General features: G+C 62.5%; 20 protein-coding genes. 13 read left to right on the top strand and 7 right to left on the bottom strand.

The annotated features are described in order from the left end of the window. Nucleotides 1-46 precede the first annotated feature (46 nt). Together B5E41_RS21725 and B5E41_RS21730 are read right to left on the bottom strand one after the other, a co-directional pair. Nucleotides 47-1,129, bottom strand: coding sequence for a tetratricopeptide repeat protein (locus B5E41_RS21725; protein ID WP_085860427.1), 1,083 nt, complete (start codon nt 1,127-1,129; stop codon nt 47-49). A 10-nt stretch (nt 1,130-1,139) separates the two neighbouring features. After that, a complete protein-coding gene (locus B5E41_RS21730; RefSeq protein ID WP_088395999.1) occupies nt 1,140-1,793 on the bottom strand; it encodes a thiamine phosphate synthase in 654 nt (217 codons plus the stop codon). A gap of 107 nt (nt 1,794-1,900) precedes the next feature. On the opposite strand from B5E41_RS21730, the gene B5E41_RS21735 reads away from it, so the two are divergent. Continuing rightward, nucleotides 1,901-2,665, top strand: a complete 765-nt coding sequence (locus B5E41_RS21735; protein ID WP_088396000.1) for a sulfite exporter TauE/SafE family protein — start codon at nt 1,901-1,903, stop codon at nt 2,663-2,665. A 67-nt stretch (nt 2,666-2,732) separates the two neighbouring features. Then, nucleotides 2,733-2,993 carry an ArsR/SmtB family transcription factor gene (locus B5E41_RS21740; RefSeq protein ID WP_003552646.1) on the top strand — a complete coding sequence of 87 codons (261 nt, stop codon included), beginning with the start codon at nt 2,733-2,735 and terminating at the stop codon, nt 2,991-2,993. 196 nt (nt 2,994-3,189) lie between these two features. On the opposite strand, the gene B5E41_RS21745 is transcribed toward B5E41_RS21740, so the two are convergent. Next, the gene (locus B5E41_RS21745) at nt 3,190-3,363 is read right to left on the bottom strand and encodes a YdcH family protein (RefSeq protein ID WP_064804872.1); all 174 of its coding nucleotides are present in this window, start codon (nt 3,361-3,363) and stop codon (nt 3,190-3,192) included. 228 nt (nt 3,364-3,591) lie between these two features. Here B5E41_RS21745 and B5E41_RS21750 point away from each other — a divergent pair, with 228 nt between their 5' ends. The 8 genes from B5E41_RS21750 to B5E41_RS21785 all read left to right on the top strand — a co-directional run bounded on the left by B5E41_RS21750 (nt 3,592) and on the right by B5E41_RS21785 (nt 10,515). After that, nucleotides 3,592-3,795 (top strand): YdcH family protein, encoded by a 204-nt coding sequence (locus B5E41_RS21750; RefSeq protein WP_010028538.1) that lies wholly within the window; start codon nt 3,592-3,594, stop codon nt 3,793-3,795. A 16-nt stretch (nt 3,796-3,811) separates the two neighbouring features. Beyond that, on the top strand, nt 3,812-4,306 hold the full coding sequence (purE, locus tag B5E41_RS21755; RefSeq protein WP_064811306.1) for a 5-(carboxyamino)imidazole ribonucleotide mutase: 495 nt from the start codon (nt 3,812-3,814) through the stop codon (nt 4,304-4,306). Then, the gene (locus tag B5E41_RS21760) at nt 4,303-5,379 is read left to right on the top strand and encodes a 5-(carboxyamino)imidazole ribonucleotide synthase (RefSeq protein WP_088396001.1); all 1,077 of its coding nucleotides are present in this window, start codon (nt 4,303-4,305) and stop codon (nt 5,377-5,379) included. Before purE ends, B5E41_RS21760 begins: the two co-directional genes overlap by 4 nt. A 165-nt stretch (nt 5,380-5,544) precedes the next feature. Further along, a complete protein-coding gene (gene ykgO, locus B5E41_RS21765; protein ID WP_003582204.1) occupies nt 5,545-5,670 on the top strand; it encodes a type B 50S ribosomal protein L36 in 126 nt (41 codons plus the stop codon). A 105-nt stretch (nt 5,671-5,775) separates the two neighbouring features. After that, nucleotides 5,776-6,390 carry a tetratricopeptide repeat protein gene (locus tag B5E41_RS21770; protein WP_088396002.1) on the top strand — a complete coding sequence of 205 codons (615 nt, stop codon included), beginning with the start codon at nt 5,776-5,778 and terminating at the stop codon, nt 6,388-6,390. 111 nt (nt 6,391-6,501) lie between these two features. After that, nucleotides 6,502-7,557: an alpha/beta fold hydrolase gene (locus B5E41_RS21775; RefSeq protein ID WP_088396003.1), complete on the top strand. Its 1,056-nt coding sequence runs from the start codon at nt 6,502-6,504 to the stop codon at nt 7,555-7,557. Nucleotides 7,558-7,681: 124 nt separating this feature from the next. After that, nucleotides 7,682-9,418 (top strand): gamma-glutamyltransferase, encoded by a 1,737-nt coding sequence (gene ggt / locus B5E41_RS21780; RefSeq protein WP_088396004.1) that lies wholly within the window; start codon nt 7,682-7,684, stop codon nt 9,416-9,418. Nucleotides 9,419-9,540: 122 nt separating this feature from the next. Beyond that, the gene (locus B5E41_RS21785) at nt 9,541-10,515 is read left to right on the top strand and encodes a threonine ammonia-lyase (RefSeq protein WP_085860433.1); all 975 of its coding nucleotides are present in this window, start codon (nt 9,541-9,543) and stop codon (nt 10,513-10,515) included. A gap of 55 nt (nt 10,516-10,570) precedes the next feature. On the opposite strand, the gene B5E41_RS21790 is transcribed toward B5E41_RS21785, so the two are convergent. Beyond that, complete coding sequence (locus B5E41_RS21790; protein ID WP_088396032.1) at nt 10,571-11,467, bottom strand: LysR substrate-binding domain-containing protein; 897 nt, start codon at nt 11,465-11,467, stop codon at nt 10,571-10,573. A gap of 117 nt (nt 11,468-11,584) precedes the next feature. On the opposite strand from B5E41_RS21790, the gene B5E41_RS21795 reads away from it, so the two are divergent. Further along, nucleotides 11,585-12,004 (top strand): tautomerase family protein, encoded by a 420-nt coding sequence (locus tag B5E41_RS21795; RefSeq protein ID WP_088396005.1) that lies wholly within the window; start codon nt 11,585-11,587, stop codon nt 12,002-12,004. Further along, entirely contained in the window at nt 12,001-12,555 is a 555-nt protein-coding gene (locus tag B5E41_RS21800; protein WP_088396006.1) for a DUF4865 family protein, read from the top strand. Before B5E41_RS21795 ends, B5E41_RS21800 begins: the two co-directional genes overlap by 4 nt. Before the next feature lies 1 nt (nt 12,556). Here B5E41_RS21800 and B5E41_RS21805 read toward each other — a convergent pair whose 3' ends face one another. From B5E41_RS21805 to B5E41_RS21815, 3 genes are all read right to left on the bottom strand, one after another. Continuing rightward, nucleotides 12,557-13,189 (bottom strand): LysE family translocator, encoded by a 633-nt coding sequence (locus B5E41_RS21805; protein ID WP_088396007.1) that lies wholly within the window; start codon nt 13,187-13,189, stop codon nt 12,557-12,559. A 127-nt stretch (nt 13,190-13,316) separates the two neighbouring features. Then, a complete protein-coding gene (gene pyk / locus B5E41_RS21810) occupies nt 13,317-14,756 on the bottom strand; it encodes a pyruvate kinase (protein WP_088396008.1) in 1,440 nt (479 codons plus the stop codon). Then, nucleotides 14,756-15,241 carry a DUF1036 domain-containing protein gene (locus B5E41_RS21815; RefSeq protein WP_011426762.1) on the bottom strand — a complete coding sequence of 162 codons (486 nt, stop codon included), beginning with the start codon at nt 15,239-15,241 and terminating at the stop codon, nt 14,756-14,758. The genes pyk and B5E41_RS21815 overlap by 1 nt, the downstream gene beginning before the upstream one ends. Nucleotides 15,242-15,441: 200 nt before the next feature. Between B5E41_RS21815 and B5E41_RS21820 the strand changes: the two genes are divergently transcribed. Beyond that, nucleotides 15,442-16,230, top strand: a complete 789-nt coding sequence (locus B5E41_RS21820; RefSeq protein WP_088396009.1) for an N-formylglutamate amidohydrolase — start codon at nt 15,442-15,444, stop codon at nt 16,228-16,230. Nucleotides 16,231-16,251 lie beyond the last annotated feature (21 nt).

Below are 16,251 nucleotides of genomic sequence, written 5' to 3' on the forward strand. Positions count from 1 at the left end.
AATCTGAAAGATCGCGACATGCTTTAGAAAATGAAACGCGCGGCGGCTATCGCCGCCGGAATTTGTTGGCGGCATCGATCGCCGCCTTCTGCTGATCGTCCTCGATGCCGAGATAGAAATCCTCGAGCGCCGGATCGGCAAGCCCGGCACGGCGCGACAGCACATACCACTTCGCCGCCTCGATCGGATTCGGCGGCGTGCCGATGGCGTTGATGTAGAGATGGGCGAGTTTGTTCTGCGCAACGACATTGCCGCCATTGGCGGCAAGTTTCAGCCATTCGAAACCCTTGACGTAATCCTTGGGGCCACCGACGCCGTTGACGAGCCAGATGCCGAGATCGAGCTCGGCCGTGTCGAAGCCGGCGCGCGCGGCGCGCGCCATCCACTCGCGGGCGAGTTGCTTCTTTTCCTCCGGCAGGTCCTTCAGCGTCGCATAGATCTGCGCCACGGCATATTGCGAATCCGCAATGCCCTGCTCGGCCGATTTCTCGTAGAACGGCAGCGCGAGCTTCAGCCCCTTTTCGCCGGGATTGTCGGCGACCACAATCTGCGCCCAGTTGAATTCGGCCGAAGGATTGCCGGCCTCGGCCGCCTTGCGCATATAGTCGTCGGCTTTGACCTTGTCGCGCGGCACACCCTGGCCTTCCATCAGCATCAGCGCATATTTGAACATCGCCGCAGGATCGCCGCCTTCGGCCGCCTTGCCGTACCAGAAGGCAGCGCCTTTCACATCCTTCTTGACGCCGAGGCCTTGCGAGAGGATCTCGCCGATCAGCGTCTGCGCCGCCGGATCGCCGAGCTGGGCGCGCGGCAGCGCCTTGTCCATCGCCGTCAGATAATATCCGCGCTGATAGGCGCCATACGCCTCGTCGATCGGCCCTTTGTAATCCTTCTCGGGCGGGAGGTCGGGCAGCTTCGCGCCCATGCGATCGAAAACGCCGACACCGTCCGAGGGTTTCACATCCCCGTTGGTGAGCCGGTCGGTGCGAAAGCTTGACGCCGGCGCAGTACCCGGCTGGCTGATGACGCTGTCCGGTGCCTGCGCCACGGCGATATCAGACCCGCCCGCAGTGAGGGCGACTATGCTGGCAAGCAGATATTTCAAAGGGCGGGCGGGCAGGATCGGCATGAGCGGGATTTCAATCCTCAAACCGTGGCGCTTTTTCGTCAAGCAGAGCATTGATCTCGGCAACGATGGACGGCGCTCGGCCGCGCTCCCCGAAGACCGCCAGCCGCAGCGCCACGAACTCTGCTCCGGTCTCGGCGACGGCAAGAGCCGACGCCGGATCGGTGCCGCCCATGACGATGCAGGGGATTTCGATCATCGAGGCCCACCATTCGCCGAGCGCAAGGTTCTTGGGATGCGCCTCCGGCTTGATATCCCCATCGAGCTTGCCGAAGAAGATATAATCCGGCCTGGCTTCGCCGATCTCCAGCGCATTGTGCCGGTCGCTGGCATTGCCGCCGCCGACGATCAGCTTCGGAGCGTGTTTGTCGATCGCCTCCGACAGTGCCTGCGCGTTGCCGGTAAGATGCAGGCCATCGGCCTTCGCCCGTCCCGCCACGCGGCTGTCGCCTGCAATCAGCGCGGCGGCCCCCGCATCCTGGATCACCGGCACCAGCTTTTCGGCATGTTTCTGGAAGGCGCCATCATCGAGCCCGTATTGCGGCACGATGACGGAGGCGACATCGCCGCCCTTCAGCGCATCGGCGACGATCCTTGCCTGTTCATCGGCGTCGGCGATATCAGGGACGATGAGCACCAGGCGGCAGCGGTTTTCGGCTTCGGTCATGAGGTCTTTCCGTTTCCTGCGAATTCCTTCTCGAAAGGACGGATCCGCACTCGTTTTGTGTGAGTAGTTCCGTTAGAGGAGGCTTGCAAGAGGAGGACGTCGAAAGCATGCCGCAGGACTTGTCATTCTACTACGCCGCCGTGCCCGCGGTTCTGCTCGTCGGCCTCGCAAAAGGCGGCATGGGCGACGCTTTGTCGCTGATCGGCCTGCCCTTTCTTGCCCTGGTCGTCTCGCCGCTCGAAGCGGCGGCGATCCTGCTGCCGATCCTGGTCTTCATGGACATGATCTCGCTCGCCATCTGGCGCAGGCATGGCGATTGGGCGACACTGAAGATCATGCTGCCGGGCGCAATTCTCGGTATTGTCCTCGGCTGGGCGACCTCGGCGCTCGTTCCCGGCAACGTCCTGCGCGTCGTCATCGGCGCGGTGACGATCCTCTTCTGCCTGCGCTATTTCTGGAACAATTTCGGCCCCGGCGCCGGCAAGACGATCCCGCCGCGCGGGCAGCGGCCGGTCGCCGCCGGTCTCTGGGGGACGTTTTCCGGGTATGGCAGCTTCGTTGCCCATGCCGGCGGCGCGCCGTTTCAGATCTATGCCCTACCGCTCAAACTGGAGCCGCGCGAATATACCGGCACCAGCGTGCGCTTCTTCGCAATCCTCAACGCCATCAAGCTCATTCCCTACTTTGCCCTCGGCCAGCTCGACACACAGAACCTTGCAACCTCCGCCACGCTCTTGCCTTTCGCTCCGCTCGCCATTCTTGCCGGCGCCTGGTGCGTGCGCCGCATGAAGCCGCAGATCTTTTATCCCTTCATGTATACGATGGCGCTGATCGCGGCCCTTCTGATCATGCGCGAGGGCCTCGGCTGGTAAGCGCGGCGGCACGCTGCAATGCACAATTTCCTTGCTGCAACGGCCGGTTTGACGTAGCGTTCCCGCCATGTCGAACACGGACCCTTTCTCTGCGATTGCCGACCCGAACCGGCGCTTTCTGCTGGAGGAATTGCGGCGCGCGCCGCGCACCGTCAACGAGCTTGCCGAGGGCCTGCCGATCAGTCGTCCCGCTGTCTCCCAGCACCTGAAGGCACTGCTCGACAGCAATCTTGTCTCCGTGACCTCGGAAGGTACGAAACGCATCTATGCGGTCAACAACCGCGGCTTCGACAAGCTCAATCTGTGGCTAGATCAGTTCTGGGCCTGACCGCACCTCCCATAACGCCCCGGACGCAATCATTATAACGTCATTTGCTGCAAGCAGACGCAAACGCGCCAGCCGCGACGTCACAAAGCATCGGGCTGGCGCAATTCTGGTGTAATCACCGGTTCTTGCAAATTTTAGGCGGAATGGATGGATTTACCTCTTGCGCAAGATGATCGACCGGCGACCCTTGGGAAGATTAATGGACGGATGACTTGAGACGCTGAATCTCGTCCTTGATGCGCAGCTTGCGGCGCTTGCATTCGGCAATTTCTGTATCGGAGATAGAGGGAGCTGTTCTGAGTGCATGCAACTCCTCCTCAAGAGCGACATGCTTTTTGTGGAGTGATTCAAGATGAGCTTCAACTGTCATTTGACCCTTCCTTCCTCTTACCCTCCCCGACCATCGTCGTCGGGGATCAAGGTGTCAACGGGGCGGACTGTGACATATTTTTGACGGCTTGTCGAAGGCGAAAAGATGAAGAAGAGATGGCAAATTCATGATCAAGACTAACTAGCCGTTACCCGTATTTGGTGATAGGAGCTTGCGGAAATCATCGGCAGATCGGACAAGGTCCGAGGACGATAACGGGGAATGCATATGGCCGATCAGGAACAGGCGGAAATCAGGCTCATGGTGGCGCGTCTGCGCCAGGAGCACGAGGATTTCGACGCTGCGATCAACGCCATGATCGAGACCGGATGCGACGCTCTGCGAATCCAGCGCATGAAGAAGAAGAAGCTCGTCATCAAGGACAAGCTCTCCAAGCTGGAAGACCAGATCGTTCCCGATATCATTGCCTGAAAGGAACGGTCGCAGGATGACAGATAGACCACTCGTCGCCATCATCATGGGCAGCCAATCCGATTGGGAGACCATGAAGAACGCGGCTGACACGCTGGAAGCGCTGGAAATCGCTTATGATGCGCGCATCATCTCAGCGCACCGTACGCCCGAGCGCATGATGAATTTCGCCAAGGGCGCGCGTGCGGAAGGCTTCAAGGTCATCATCGCCGGCGCCGGCGGCGCAGCACACCTGCCGGGCATGACCGCATCGATGACGCCGCTGCCGGTCTTCGGCGTGCCGGTCCAGTCGAAGACCATGTCCGGCCAGGACAGCCTTCTTTCCATCGTGCAGATGCCGGCCGGCATTCCGGTTGGGACCCTCGCCATAGGCAAGGCGGGTGCGGTCAACGCCGCTCTTCTCGCCGCCGCCGTGCTGGCCCTTTCCGACGAAGAGATTGCCGACAGGCTCGACGAATGGCGCGAGCGCCAGAGTGCTGCCGTCGCCGAATATCCAATGGACGACCAATGACCATAGGAACGATCGGTATTGTCGGCGGCGGCCAGCTCGGCCGCATGCTGGCCATCGCCGCCGCCAGATTGAATTTCCGCACTGTCATCCTCGAGCCGCAGCTCGACTGCCCCGCCGCCCAACTGGCGAACCGGCAGATCGTCGCCGCCTATGACGAACCGGCGGCGCTGGCCGAACTGGCAGACGCCTGCGATGTCGTCACCTACGAATTCGAAAACGTGCCCGTCGCGGCCGCCGAAGCGCTCTCGGCAAGCATCGCCGTCTATCCGCCTGCCAAGGCGCTCGAGGCCGCCCAGGATCGGCTCGTCGAAAAACGCTTCCTCAACAGCTGCGGCATATCAACCGCTCGCTTTCATGCGGTCGACAGCCAGGCCGATCTCGAAACCGCGTTGAAAGATTTCGGCGGCCAGGGCGTGCTGAAGACCCGCCGTCTCGGTTACGACGGCAAGGGGCAGAAGGTTTTCCGCTCGCCCGCCGACAATCCTGACGGCGCCTATGCCGCGCTCGGAGCCGTGCCGCTCATTCTCGAAAGCTTCGTCGCCTTCGAGCGCGAGGTCTCGATCATCGCCGCGCGTGCCGCGGATGGAACGGTCGTCTGCTTCGATCCCGCCGAGAATGTCCACCGCAACGGCATCCTCCACACCTCGACCGTTCCGGCCGCAATCTCGGCGACGACAGCGGAGGCCGCGCGTCGATCGGCCGAAAAGATTCTCGCCGCATTGAACTATGTCGGCGTGATCGGCATCGAATTCTTCGTGCTCGCCGACGGCGGCTTGATCGCCAACGAGATGGCGCCGCGCGTCCACAATTCCGGTCACTGGACGGAAGCCGCCTGCGTCGTCAGCCAGTTCGAGCAGCATATCCGCGCTGTCGCCGGCCTGCCGCTCGGCAATGGCGAGCGGCACTCCGACTGCGTCATGCAGAATCTGGTCGGTGACGATATCCTTGCCGTTCGCGACTGGCTGCAGCGTCCCGACACGCTGGTTCACCTCTATGGCAAGAACGAGTGGCGCCCCGGCCGCAAAATGGGTCACGTCACGACATTGGCGCCGAAATTGCCGGTTTCGCGGTGAGAAAACGGCCGTGCGGCTTGGGAAAAACACCGTCACGTGGTTGACACGCTGGAGGTGACGGGGTATCTGCACCCCCACCTAAAGAGCGCGCCCCGACGGCGCGCTTTTGATTGTTAAAGTTACGGGCGAATGTGAATTCCCCCATAGAGATCGCGGATCAGAAAAATGAAGATCAAGAATTCGCTCAAGTCGCTCAAGGCTCGTCACCGTGACAACCGTCTGGTTCGTCGCAAGGGCCGCATCTACATCATCAACAAGCTGAACCCGCGCTACAAGGCTCGTCAGGGCTGATTGCGCATCCGGATCGTGCGCCGCGCAGATTGCGCCGACGGACATCCGGTGGTCGCTGCGGTGATCACGTCTAATTTGTTTGATCTTCGGCGCTGGCGGACTAATATGTCCGCCATGCGCTTTTTTGCTTTGACGTCAGCGGTGCTGCCGCTCGCCTTCATCCTTTCCACCCCCCCGTTTCCGGCCGCCGCGGCCGAAAAGAACGTCATTGTCGAGCGGAGGGATGCCAGTAGTTCGCCGAAGCAGCGTCTCGATCAACTCTTCAGTCAGCTGAAGCGCGAGCGTGATCCTGACAAGGCCAGCAGCATCGCCAATGAAATTCGTCTGGAATGGAATGATTCCGGCAGTGCGACCGTGAACCTGCTGATGCAATGGGCCGACAAGGCGATCGAGGAAAAGCGCAATCCCGCCGCTCTCGATTTCCTCGACGAGGCGATTGCCCTCAAACCCGATTATGCCGAGAGCTGGAATCGCCGCGCCACGCTTAATTTCGTCATGGGCAATTACCGCAAGTCGATGTCCGACATCGAGCATGTGCTGGATATCGAGCCGCGCCATTTCGGCGCGCTCTCCGGCATGGCCGCGATCCTCAGCAATTCCGGCAATGACCAATTGACGCTGAAGGCCTGGGAACGGTTCCTTGATATCTATCCCGCCGATCGCACCGCGCAGGAGCAGGTCAACATGCTTGCGGAAAAACTGGCCGGCAATCGAACCTGAAGCCGGCTCATCGAGCTTGGCCTGCGGCCAGAGCGCGCAATTTTTAGAACTGTCGAGGGAATTTGACGCGACCGTCCCCCGCAAAATCCGTCGATTGTCGCCGTTAAGATCATGCTTGCCGAAGTTTCCGCTCTTCTTGCCCCGCTCGCCGCCGCCATCGGTTATTCCTCTTACAAGGCGCGGCAATTAGAACAGATCTATCCGAATATCGGCGAATTGACGGATGTCGGCGGTTACCGCATGAATGCCGTCCATGTCGAGCGTCCCGAGCATGCGGATCTGCCGGCGCTCGTCTTCATTCACGGCGCCAGCGGCAATCTGCTCGATCAGCTCGTCGCCTTTCGCGCGCCGCTCGAAGGCCGGGCGGAAATGCTGTTCGTCGATCGTCCCGGTCACGGTTATTCCGAACGCGGCGGCCCTGAGAACGCCGTCCCCTCCGGTCAGGCCGACGCAATCGCTCGACTGATGGAAAAGCGCGGCATCAAGAAGGCGATCATCGTCGGCCATTCCTTCGGCGGTGCGATCACGGCCGCCTTCGGACTGCGCCATCCGGATAAGACCGCCGGTCTGCTCTTCCTCGCACCCGCCACCCATCCGTGGCCCGGCGGCATCGACTGGTATTATCATGTGGCAACCGTGCCGGTCATCGGTTGGCTCTTCAACCACGCCATCGTCGTTCCGCTTGGATTGAGCCGGCTGGAGCGCGGGACGCTGAATGTCTTCCGTCCCAATCCACGCCCTGCCGACTACATCGAAAAAACCGGCCCATCGCTGGTGCTGCGGCCGCGCACCTTTCACAACAATGCCGCCGATTTCAAAAGACTGCTCGCCTATGTGAAGGAGCAGTCGCCGCTCTACTCGCAGATCACCGCGCCGACCGTCATCATCACAGGCGACCGCGACGAAATCGTCTGGGAACACCTGCATTCGCGCGGCCTCGCCCGCGATATAGCAGGCTCCGAACTCGTGACTGTCCGCGGCGTCGGCCATAAGCCGGATTATCTCGCCACTGACGTTGCTATCGCCGCCATGGAAAAGATCGCGGGCGAGCCGCGCGACCTCCAAGGGGCCGCCCGCCGCGCCGAAGAGCGGCTCGCCGCCTCTCTCCGCGATCAGGCGATCCAAATCCAGCCGTCGCTCGTGCCTGGCGCTCTCCACGGCGGTTGATCTCTGCGGCGGTGCCCCTGTTGGACATTCGGCCGGCTTCCTCGCACAAAGCCTGTTCCTCGCATTGCCGTGGGCCGCAGCAGCCCCATATGTCTTTCCGTCGTTGTCCATAGGAGGGGAAATCATGGGCCGCCTGCATATCGGGACGATCTCCATCATATCGGCATTGTCGCTGAGCCTGACTGCGACTTTCGCGGCATCGCCCGCGCCAGTCGAAGCCGAACACGGGATGGTCGTCACCGCCCAGCATTTGGCGACCGATGTCGGCGTCGAGGTGCTGAAGAGCGGCGGCAACGCCGTCGATGCGGCGGTCGCCGTCGGTTATGCACTGGCGGTCGTCTATCCCTCGGCCGGCAATCTCGGCGGCGGCGGCTTCATGACCATCCGCCTGAAAGACGGCACCAAGACCTTCCTCGATTTCCGCGAGCGCGCGCCGATCGCTGCGACGAAGACCATGTATCTCGATGCAAAGGGCGATATCGTGCCGCGGGCCAGCCTTGACGGCTATCTCGCCGTCGGCGTCCCCGGCTCCGTCATGGGTTTCGAGACGGCGCGCGAGAAATACGGCACCCGGTCACGCCAGGACCTGATCGGGCCTGCGCTGCGTTTCGCCAAGGAGGGCTTCACGCTGGAACAGGGTGACGCGGCGATCCTTGCCGGCAACGCCAAGCGCCTGGCCAAGGACGAGACGGCGGCGAAGATTTTCCTGAAACCGGACGGCAAGCCCTATGGCTCTGGCGAAAAGCTTGCGCAGCCGGATCTCGCTGCGGTCCTTGCGGCCATCTCGGAAAAAGGACCCGACGCATTTTATAAGGCCGCCCCCGCCGAAGCGATCGTAAACGCGAGCCAGGCCAAGGGCGGCATCCTCGCCAAGGAGGATTTCGAGCAATATGCAGTGCGCGAGCTGAAGCCGATCGAGTGCAACTACCGCGGCTACGACATCATCTCCTCGCCACCACCCTCCTCCGGCGGCGTGATCATCTGCGAGATCCTCAACGTCCTCGAAGGTTATCCCCTCTCCTATCTCGGCTACGCCTCGGCTGAAACCGTGCACGTGATGGTCGAGGCGATGCGCTACGCCTATGTCGACCGCAACGCCGCGCTCGGCGATCCCGATTTCGTCGAGAACCCGGTCGAAAAAATGCTCGACAAGAGCTACGCCAAGGAAATCGCAGCAAAGATCGATCCCTACAAGGCAGGGACTTCGGCCAACCTGAAACCGCTCGGCGGCAAGGAAAGCAACGAGACGACCCATTATTCGATCATTGACGACGAGGGCAATGCGGTTGCCGTCACTTATACGTTGAACGGCTCCTTCGGCGCGGCGGTCGTGGCACCCGGCACCGGCATTCTGCTCAACAACGAGATGGACGATTTCACTTCCAAACCGGGTGTGCCGAACCTTTATGGCCTCGTTCAGGGCGAAGCCAACGCCATCGCTCCGAAGAAGACGCCGCTCTCCTCGATGAGCCCGACGATCATCACCCGCGACGGCAAGCCCTTCATGGTGATCGGCAGCCCCGGCGGCTCGCGCATCATCACCATCACGCTGGAGACGATTTTGAATGTCGTCGACTTCGGCATGGATATCAGCCAGGCCGTCAACGCGCCGCGGTTTCATCACCAATGGCAGCCAGACAAGGTCTATCTCGAGCCCTATGCGCTTTCGCCGGATACGGAAAAGATGCTTGCGGCGATGGGCTATAGCTTCGACGGCGGCAATGATGCGCCGCTCTGGGGTCAGGCCGCCGGCATCCTCGTCGGCGGCAAAAGCCTTGCCACCATCGAAAAGGGCGGCGGCGCTCGCTACAACGGCGCCATGGACGCCCGCGCGACGGAAGGCTCGGCGGGCGGCTATTGACGGTCGGCGGGCCGCCGGGCATAGGCGCAATGGTCATTCATGTCACGGTGACAAAGTCACCGTTCACAAACCGTTTGCCCCGTCCTATGCAGGAGCGACGCCGCAAGCAGGACGATTCTCGAATGGTCAGCATTGAAATGATTGTTGCCGCCCGCGCTCGACTGCGCGGTCGCGCGCGCCGAACGCCGCTTCTCTCCTCCCCATTCCTGAACGAGATCGCCGGCCGGCGCCTGTTCGTGAAGGCGGAATGCCTGCAGCATTCGGGTTCCTTCAAGTTTCGCGGCGGCTGGTCTGCCGTCTCCGGCCTCGACCCGGCCGTACGCACGCGCGGCGTCATCGCCTTCTCCTCGGGCAATCATGCGCAGGGCGTCGCCCTTGCCGCCAAGCTGCACGGCGTGCCCGCCGTCATCATCATGCCGAGCGATGCGCCGAAGCTGAAGATCGCCAACACCCGCGCCTTCGGCGCCGAAGTCGTGCTCTATGACCGCGCCAATGAGGATCGCGACGAAATCGGCGCCCGGCTCTCCGCCGAGCGCGGCCTGACGCTGATCAAGCCTTTCGACGAACCGCTCGTCATTGCCGGCCAAGGCACGACTGGCCTCGAAATCTCCGAACAGGCGGAAGAAGAAGGTGTAACGGAAGCCGAGGTGCTCGTTCCCTGCGGCGGCGGCGGACTGACGTCCGGCATCGCGCTCGCGCTCGAAGCCAGCGCCCCCGGCTTTCGCGTCCGTCCCTGCGAGCCCAGGGACTTCGACGATACCACCCGCTCGCTCGCCTCCGGCAGGATCGAGCGCAACGCCTCGATGTCGGGTTCGATCTGCGATGCGATCATCACGCCGCAGCCCGGCAACATCACCTTTCCGATCTTGAAGCGCCTCGCCGGCGCCGGCATCGTCGTCACCGACGACGAGGCGCTACGCGCTATGGCGCTCGCCTTCGTCAGGCTGAAGATCGTCGTCGAGCCGGGCGGCGCCGTGGCGCTGGCCGCCGCTCTTTTCCATGGCGAGGCGCTGGAAAGCGATACCGTCGTCGCCGTCACCTCCGGCGGCAATGTCGATACCGACATCTTCGCCATGGCGTTGGAACGCTTCGGCTGAGTATCAGAGCGGCTTCATGGTGATCGGGCCCTGCGCTCGCGGGATAATCGAGATATCAGCCTGCCGTCCCGTGCAGCACGCCATGCACGGACTGTAGAACCAGCGCGCCAAGCCGCGCCGCAGCCGGTTCCAGCTCGCCTTCGGCTCTGTGCAGCACCAGACCGAGCTTCGGCAGCTCAGGCAGGCCGATTGCCTCTGGCGCGAGCGCCCGGACCTTCGCCGGCAGGCCGAGCGGCGTGCGGATGGTCAAACCGAGGCCGGCCGCCGTCGCTGCCCAGAGGCCGCCGAGACTGGGACTGACGAAGGCGAGCCGCCAGGAGATTCCCGCCGCGTCGAGCGCCCTGGTCGCCGCACTGCGCAACAGGCACGGCGCCTCCAGCGAGGCAAGCGGCATCGGCTCGCCGCTTGCCACATGCCAGCCGGGCTGTCCCTCGGCAGGCCCGATCCAGCACATCGGCACCTCGCCGATGCGCTCGCAATGCGCCGACAGCGTCCCGTCGCTCCAGGCAAGCGCCAGATCGAGCTTGCCTGAGGTGACCCGCTCGAGCAGTTCGGCATTGCGCACCACCCGCGCCTCGATGCGGACTTTCGGGTGGGCGCGCGCGAAACGGCCGAGCACCTCGGGCAACAAGGTCTCGCCGAAATCCTCCTGCAGACCGAGCCGCACCCAGCCTTCCAGCTCCACGCTGTGCACAGCCGCCGCCGCCTCGTCATTGAGCTCCAGCAACCGTCTGGCATAACCGAGCATCGTTTCGCCGGCATCGGTCAGCGCCAGCCCGCGGCCAGCCTTGCGGAAGATTGCCGTGCCCGCCTGTTCCTCCAGTTTCTTCAGCTGCGCGCTGACCGCTGACGTCGAACGCCCGAGCTTTTCCGCCGCCTTGGCGAAATTGCCGAGCTCCATGCCGGTCGAAAAGGTCCGAAGCACATCGAGATCGAAGATCGTCCGCCGCATCATACAGTTCCGATTTTTAGGACAATTAATCCATAAAATTCTGATTTTCAGGATCATCCTGTGCTGCGATGATGCTGTTGTCAAGGCCGCCGGACGGCCCGAACCATGGAGATCCCAATGCCCTTCGTCCGCATCTCTCTTCGCAAAGGCAAGTCACAGGAATATCTCGCTGTCCTTGCCGACAACGTCCAGCGCGCACTGGTCGAGACCTTCGATGTGCCCGAGAACGACCGCTTCCAGGCTATCCATCAGCATGACGAGAATGAGCTGATCTTCGACCGCAGCTATCTCGCCGGCCCGCGCTCGGACGGTTTCGTCTATATCTCGATCACCATAGGCCGGCCGCGAACGGCGGAGATGAAGGCAGCGCTGTATCGGCGGCTTGCCGAGCTGCTGGCCCAGTCGCCGGGCCTGCGGCCAGAAGACGTGATGATCGTCATCAGCACCAGCGCGCCTGAGGACTGGTCCTTCGGCGCCGGCATTGCCCAGATGACTGATCCTGACTGGCGACTGCGTGCGGTGGAGAAACGGCCATGATCGCTATGCAATACGGCTTCACCCTGCCAGCCGATTACGACATGTCGATCATCGAGCGCCGCATCTGCGAAAAAGGGCCACTGCTCGACGGCCTTCCCAATCTCGGCTTCAAGGCCTATCTCAGCGCCCGCAGGAACGAGGTCGGCAGCCGCGACAATCTTTATGCGCCCTTTTATCTCTGGCAGAGACCGGAAGGCGCGAGCGACTTCCTCTGCGGCCCGGGCTTCGAGGCGCTGACCGGCGCCTTCGGCTGGCCTAAGGTGAGTACCTGGATTGTGTGGCAGGCGGAAGTCTCGCCCGACATTGCGGCGTCCCGGTTTGCCACTCGCGACATCCTTCAGACGCAAGCCTATGCGTCGCTTGCCGACCTCCGCCGGGCCGAAAGCGCTGAAACCGAAGCCGATCTGGCAAGGGGTGCGCTCGCCTCCGTCTCCGGCTTCGAACCGACGACATGGACGCGCGTCCGCTTCAGGCTATGGAAAGATTTGCCCGAGATCGGCAGGCACACGCAGGCCTATCGAGTCGGCCATCTATCCCTGCCTCGGCCTTGAATCAGGCCGTTGCCCGGCGGTAGAAGGCAAGCGACCCGGCAAGGGCGAGCAACGCACCGCCGCAAGCCCGTTCCAGCCATAAGGCGCCCGACGTTTTAAGGAAACGGACCGCCTGCGAGCCGAAGAAAGCATAGCCGAACATGATGATGAAATCGATCACAGCGAAGACAAGCGCGAGCAGCATATACTGCGCCGTCTGCGGCTGGGCGGGATCAATGAACTGCGGCAGAAAGGCGGAGAAGAAGAGATAGCCCTTCGGGTTCGTCGCCGCGACCATGAAACTCTTCAGCCCGATCGAAAAGGGCGATCTCATGGCCGCCTCATCGGATTTCAGTGCCGCATCGATCGTGCCCTTCGACCGCAAGAGCATGATGCCGAGAAAGGTGAGATAGGCAGCACCCGCCCATTTCAGCATCGAGAACCAGAATTCCGATGCCGCAAGCAGCGCGCCGAGTCCGACAGCCACAGCGCCGATCAGGAGAAAATCCGAAAGAACCGCGCCGACCATGCCGGCGGTCGCGCGGCGCAGCCCATGCCGAGAACCGTTTGCCAACGCCAGCAGCACCGTCGGCCCCGGCGTCGCGATACCGACGAAGGAAACGGCCGCAAAGGCCAAAAGAGTGACGACATCCATGGTGATCCCTCCAAACCCGGGGCTCGAGACTTGCATGCGCCGCATCCCTTGGCAATGCCTCGTCACATGAACGAAAAAAGCCCGCCGCCTTTCTCAGGCAGCGGGCTTCATCACGGATGCGATCGGATCAGATGCCGCTCTGGCCGTCCGAACCGATATAGGCGATGCGGAGCATGTTGGTGGCGCCGGGCGTGCCGAGCGGCACGCCGGCCGAGATGATGATGCGATCGCCCGGCTTGCCGAACCCTTCGTCGGCAACGATGCGGCAAGCGCGGTTGACCATGTCGTCGAGATCGGTCGCATCATGGGTGACGACGCAATGCAGGCCCCAGACGACGGCAAGCCGGCGCGCCGTCTTGATGATCGGCGACAACGCCAGGATCGGCACCTGCGGGCGCTCGCGCGAGGCGCGAAGACCCGTCGTGCCGGAGGAGGTGTAGCAGACGATCGCCGACAGCTTCAGCGTCTCGGCGATCTGACGGGCGGCAAGCGAGATCGCATCGGCGCCGGTCGCTTCCGGCTGGGCGCGCTGGGCATAGATGATGCCGGGATAATGCGGCTCGCGCTCGATGGCGGTGGCAATCGACGCCATGGTCGAGACGGCTTCGACCGGATAGTCGCCCGAGGCCGATTCGGCCGAGAGCATGACGGCATCGGCACCTTCGAAGACGGCGGTCGCGACGTCGGAAACTTCGGCGCGTGTCGGAACCGGCGCGGAGATCATCGATTCCAGCATCTGTGTGGCGACGACAACCGGCTTGCCCGAACGGCGGCAGGCGCGGATCAGCTGCTTCTGGATGCCGGGAACCGATTCGAGCGGCATTTCGACGCCGAGATCGCCGCGGGCAACCATCAAGGCATCGGAAAGCTCGATGATTTCCTCGATGCGCTCGAGAGCCTGCGGTTTCTCGATCTTCGACATCAGGCCGACGCGGCCGCGGGCGATCTTGCGCACTTCGGCAAGGTCGTCGGGACGCTGGACGAAGGACAGCGCCACCCAGTCGACATCGTCGGTGGCGAGCACCGCGTCGAGGTCGGCGCGGTCCTTATCCGTCAGCGCACCGACGCCGAGCAGCGTGTCGGGAAGGCTGACGCCCTTGCGGTCGGAGATGCGGGTGCCCGATATAACCGTCGTGACGATGCTCTTGCCGTCGCATTTTTCTGCGCGAAGGGCGAGCTTGCCGTCGTCGATCAACAGGCGGTGGCCGGGCTGCACCGACTCCAGGATCTCCGGATGCGGCAGATAGACGCGGTTCTGGTCGCCGAGCGCTTCATTGTTGTCGAGCGTGAAAGTCTGGCCCGGTTTCAGGTCAACCTTGCTGTCGACGAACTTGCCGACGCGCAGTTTCGGTCCCTGCAGGTCGGCGAGGATGCCGATCGGCCGGCCGGAGCGCGCTTCGACCGAGCGGATGCGCTGGATGAGCGTTCGCATCAGGTCGTGGCTCGCGTGGCTCATATTGATGCGGAAGACGTCGGCACCGGCTTGGTGCAGCTTCTCGATCATCGATTCCTCGGCGGAGGCGGGCCCGAGGGTGGCGAGGATTTTAACTTTGCGATTACGCTTCATCAATTCTGACTTTCTTGCGTCCCTGGGGTGTCGGAGAGTTGAACCATCCAGCTGCCCTGGCGGCCCGTGTCATATTCCTTGAATCCCATCTTCTGGTAACCCCGGGCATAACAATCCTGCACGCCCGAGATCTTGAATTCGTTTTCCGCCACGCACATCTGCACGTCCCCCGTCCACCGTCCTCCCCGGGCGGCGTCCTCTGCGTAGAGGTAATAATAACGCGACTGCAATTCGCCCTCGATCAGCGTGGCGCAAGTCGTTGCCGGCACCTGCCACCAGCCCTCCGTGATCCAGCCGTCCTTGGCTCTGTATCCGATCGCTACCCCAACCAGATTTTGCGTTCCGTTGCAGACGCGAAAATCGGCGCGTGCGGCATCTGCGATGAAGAACGGCATGGCGGCTGCAAGAGCAAACAGGGCGAGTCGGACCAGCGGTCCGGACCGCGTGAGGAAACTTGGCGCGGCTTGAATCAACACGGCTCCCAAATAGCTCCACGGTTATTCATGTCCGTGTCTTCTTGCGCCGCCCTCATCCGAAAGTCAACGCAATGCTAATCGATTATATTCCCTTTCATAACTGCCCGCGGAGGCTCATATCCGCTCTCGTCGTCTGTCCCGCTTGAACCGGTCGCGGGCGCATGCAATCACTGGGCGCGACTGCGCAACGGCCAACGGCAAATTCCTTCATGGACGACTTTCAATCCTTCGAAATCCTACCTGGAAAACATGACAAAGGCATGGTGATCCTCGCCGATCACGCGATGAACCGCCTTCCCGCCCGGTATGAAAGGCTCGGCCTGCCCGAGTCTGCCTTTGCCCGCCACATCGCCTACGATATCGGCATCGAGGGCCTGACGCGACAGCTTTCGGCGAGGCTCGGCATACCGGCAGTGCTCGGCGGTTTCTCGCGCCTGCTGATCGACCCGAACCGCGGGGAGGATGACCCGACGCTGATCATGAAGATCTCGGACGGCGCCGTGATATCAGGCAATCACCCGATCACGCCGCAGGAATGGAATTACCGGATCGAAGCCTTTCATCGTCCCTACCATGATGCCGTCGCAGGCACGATCGACACGGTGGCAAATAGCACCGGCAAGGCACCGCTGGTGCTGTCGCTGCACTCCTTCACGCCGGCGTGGAAGAGCATTCCCCGTCCCTGGCACGCCGCGGTCCTCTGGGACAGCGACCGGCGTGCCGTCGGGCCGCTGCTCGACATGCTGCGCGCCGATCCCGATCTTGTCGTCGGCGACAACGAGCCCTATGACGGCGCTTTGAAGGGCGATACCATGTACCGCCATTGCATGGTGACAGGCATTCCGCATGCCCTGCTCGAAGTGCGTCAGGATTTGATCGCGGATGAAGCCGGCATATCGGCATGGGCCGAGCGCCTGGCGCCGATTTTCACAGCGATGAATGCCGACCCTGCCCTGCACGAATACGACGTCCATCCGTCGCGCACCGGCCCCTATTGAGGCACACCGAATGAAAAGGAG

The organism is Rhizobium esperanzae (genome assembly GCF_002204185.1).
Classification (GTDB): Bacteria; Pseudomonadota; Alphaproteobacteria; order Rhizobiales; family Rhizobiaceae; genus Rhizobium; species Rhizobium esperanzae.

Excerpts from the sequence above, each read along its gene's own strand:
- B5E41_RS21725 (WP_085860427.1), bottom strand. The coding sequence starts at position 1,129 with ATGCCGATCCTGCCCGCCCGCCCTTTGAAATATCTGCTTGCCAGCATA.
- B5E41_RS21730 (WP_088395999.1), bottom strand. The coding sequence starts at position 1,793 with ATGACCGAAGCCGAAAACCGCTGCCGCCTGGTGCTCATCGTCCCTGAT.
- B5E41_RS21735 (WP_088396000.1), top strand. The coding sequence starts at position 1,901 with ATGCCGCAGGACTTGTCATTCTACTACGCCGCCGTGCCCGCGGTTCTG.
- B5E41_RS21740 (WP_003552646.1), top strand. The coding sequence starts at position 2,733 with ATGTCGAACACGGACCCTTTCTCTGCGATTGCCGACCCGAACCGGCGC.
- B5E41_RS21745 (WP_064804872.1), bottom strand. The coding sequence starts at position 3,363 with ATGACAGTTGAAGCTCATCTTGAATCACTCCACAAAAAGCATGTCGCT.
- B5E41_RS21750 (WP_010028538.1), top strand. The coding sequence starts at position 3,592 with ATGGCCGATCAGGAACAGGCGGAAATCAGGCTCATGGTGGCGCGTCTG.
- purE (WP_064811306.1), top strand. The coding sequence starts at position 3,812 with ATGACAGATAGACCACTCGTCGCCATCATCATGGGCAGCCAATCCGAT.
- B5E41_RS21760 (WP_088396001.1), top strand. The coding sequence starts at position 4,303 with ATGACCATAGGAACGATCGGTATTGTCGGCGGCGGCCAGCTCGGCCGC.
- ykgO (WP_003582204.1), top strand. The coding sequence starts at position 5,545 with ATGAAGATCAAGAATTCGCTCAAGTCGCTCAAGGCTCGTCACCGTGAC.
- B5E41_RS21770 (WP_088396002.1), top strand. The coding sequence starts at position 5,776 with ATGTCCGCCATGCGCTTTTTTGCTTTGACGTCAGCGGTGCTGCCGCTC.
- B5E41_RS21775 (WP_088396003.1), top strand. The coding sequence starts at position 6,502 with ATGCTTGCCGAAGTTTCCGCTCTTCTTGCCCCGCTCGCCGCCGCCATC.
- ggt (WP_088396004.1), top strand. The coding sequence starts at position 7,682 with ATGGGCCGCCTGCATATCGGGACGATCTCCATCATATCGGCATTGTCG.
- B5E41_RS21785 (WP_085860433.1), top strand. The coding sequence starts at position 9,541 with ATGGTCAGCATTGAAATGATTGTTGCCGCCCGCGCTCGACTGCGCGGT.
- B5E41_RS21790 (WP_088396032.1), bottom strand. The coding sequence starts at position 11,467 with ATGCGGCGGACGATCTTCGATCTCGATGTGCTTCGGACCTTTTCGACC.
- B5E41_RS21795 (WP_088396005.1), top strand. The coding sequence starts at position 11,585 with ATGCCCTTCGTCCGCATCTCTCTTCGCAAAGGCAAGTCACAGGAATAT.
- B5E41_RS21800 (WP_088396006.1), top strand. The coding sequence starts at position 12,001 with ATGATCGCTATGCAATACGGCTTCACCCTGCCAGCCGATTACGACATG.
- B5E41_RS21805 (WP_088396007.1), bottom strand. The coding sequence starts at position 13,189 with ATGGATGTCGTCACTCTTTTGGCCTTTGCGGCCGTTTCCTTCGTCGGT.
- pyk (WP_088396008.1), bottom strand. The coding sequence starts at position 14,756 with ATGAAGCGTAATCGCAAAGTTAAAATCCTCGCCACCCTCGGGCCCGCC.
- B5E41_RS21820 (WP_088396009.1), top strand. The coding sequence starts at position 15,442 with ATGGACGACTTTCAATCCTTCGAAATCCTACCTGGAAAACATGACAAA.